The organism is Lentiprolixibacter sp. (genome assembly GCF_982873095.1).
In genome coordinates this window covers 1-2,050 of record NZ_CEYNTP010000357.1, presented here as the reverse complement: position 1 = coordinate 2,050, position 2,050 = coordinate 1, and the positions used below count along the sequence as shown (strand labels likewise).

Genomic DNA, 2,050 nt, shown 5'->3' with positions numbered 1-2,050 from the left:
CTACGGGGATCTGGAGGCGCTGGAAACGGCCCTTTACCAGGAAGTTTTAAATGCCCTGGATACCGAAGCCTTCCGGGATAAACCGGTGATAATAAAGGGATGTACCCACAAGCCTGTTCCCCGGAATGCCTATCTATGGGCAACTACAAAAATCCAGCAAGTAGCTAAAAGCGTGATGTATGGGGAGGCTTGTTCCTCCGTCCCCATTTTCAAGAAAAAATGATGTTCATAAACAGGAGGAGTTATTAACAATTCGAAATAATATTGTTCACGACCTGTGGACAACAAAAAAAGCCCTGAATTCTCAGGGCTTTTTGATAAGCAGGGTTCGGTAATTTGGGTTTCGCTATCCTAAGCGTTGTGGGTTAAGTGTCAAATTTGGGTTATCACTTAAACTTAATCTGTAAACAAAGATAGGCGTGGATTCCTCACGGGCTAAATTTATGTTGTGAAGGAGGGCCAAAGTGTTGCGAAAAATATAAGGGGTCAATTTCTTCGGTGAACTACCCTTTTATCACCCGTTTCTCACCTAATATTCGTCCAGATTTTCCGGGTACAGGAAGTTGTTATAGGGGAACCTGCCGATATGTATTTTGCGTACGGCATGGTACACCTTCTTGCGGAAGGTGTCCAGGTTTTCCTTGTTCAGGGCGGAAATAAAAACCGCGTTGCCACTCATTTTCTGCATCCAGGTTTGCTTCCATTCGGCAATACTGAAATGCCTTTGAGTCCTTTCGGTCTGCAGGTCGTCTTCCTCGATCTCCTCCGGCTTGTATAGGTCGATCTTGTTAAACACCATCAGGGTGGTCTTTTCGGTACAACCAATTTCCCCCAGGATCTGGTTGACCGATGCGATGTGGTCTTCGAAATTGGGATGGGAGATATCCACCACATGGAGGAGCAGGTCGGCTTCCCGGACCTCGTCAAGCGTACTTTTGAAGCTTTCCACCAGTTGTGTGGGGAGCTTTCTTATAAATCCTACCGTATCACTTAGAAGGAAGGGCAGGTTGCCCAATACCACCTTTCGCACCGTGGTGTCCAGGGTAGCAAAGAGTTTGTTTTCGGCAAAGACATCACTTTTACTGATCACATTCATCAGGGTGGATTTCCCAACATTGGTATACCCCACCAGGGCCACGCGTACCAGCGCGCCCCGGTTGCTCCTCTGGGTCTCCATCTGCTTGTCTATCTTCTCCAGCTTTTTCTTCAGCAGGGCAATCCGGTCGCGTACAATACGGCGGTCGGTTTCGATCTCCGTTTCCCCGGGACCACGCATCCCGATCCCCCCGCGTTGCCGTTCCAGGTGGGTCCAGAGGCCGGTAAGCCGTGGGAGCAGGTATTCGTACTGGGCGAGTTCTACCTGGGTCCGGGCATAACTCGTCTTGGCCCGTTGTGCAAAGATGTCCAGGATCAATCCTGTGCGGTCCAGGATTTTGCAGCGGAGCTGTTTTTCGATATTGCGTTGTTGCACAGGGCTGAGCTCGTCGTCAAAGATCACGGAGCCGATCTCATTTTCCTTTACGAACTGCTCCACTTCTTCCATCTTCCCACTGCCGATAAACGTCCTGGGGTTGGGCGTGTCTACTCTTTGGGTGAAGCGCTTAACGACCTCCCCTCCGGCGGTATAGGTAAGGAATTCCAGTTCATCCAGGTATTCACTTACCTTTTCCTCGTCCTGTGACCTGTTGATTACCCCGATCAGTACCGCCTTCTCGTATGATGTTTTCTTCTTCTCTAACATTTACGGGTATAAAATGCAAATCTAAGCAATCATGGCCAAGTGATTTTCTTATTTTAGGGCCATATACAAAAGTGCAGGCATTTTATGATTTTTGGCCGTAAATACAAACGTAATACCTATACCCTGGCCTTTTACAACCTGGAGAATATATTTGATACCCAGGACGACCCGCACACCCTGGATGATGACTTCACTCCCGGTGGGGCTAAAAAATGGACACCAAAGCGCTATAAGCGCAAGCTGCGGAAACTCGCGAAGACCCTTCTCGCGGTCGGTCAAAAAACGTCAAACAAGATACCGGCCCTGGTT

The 2,050-nt window shown here is 48.7% G+C and carries 3 protein-coding genes; 2 read left to right on the top strand and 1 reads right to left on the bottom strand.

Going from position 1 to position 2,050, the window contains the following annotated elements; translation table 11 throughout:
* The coding region (locus AC4E7D_RS14395) for a DUF2480 family protein (protein WP_490174467.1) at positions 1–223 on the top strand (223 nt) is incomplete at its 5' end.
* Positions 224–529: 306 nt separating this feature from the next.
* Here the strand turns inward: AC4E7D_RS14395 and hflX are convergent.
* On the bottom strand, positions 530–1,741 hold the full coding sequence (gene hflX / locus AC4E7D_RS14390) for a GTPase HflX (RefSeq protein ID WP_490174466.1): 1,212 nt from the start codon (positions 1,739–1,741) through the stop codon (positions 530–532).
* Between the two features lie 84 nt (positions 1,742–1,825).
* Here hflX and AC4E7D_RS14385 point away from each other — a divergent pair.
* Positions 1,826–2,050, top strand: a 225-nt coding sequence (locus AC4E7D_RS14385; RefSeq protein WP_490174465.1) for an endonuclease/exonuclease/phosphatase family protein, incomplete at its 3' end; no start/stop codon positions are given.

Excerpts from the sequence above, each read along its gene's own strand:
- hflX (WP_490174466.1), bottom strand. The coding sequence starts at position 1,741 with ATGTTAGAGAAGAAGAAAACATCATACGAGAAGGCGGTACTGATCGGG.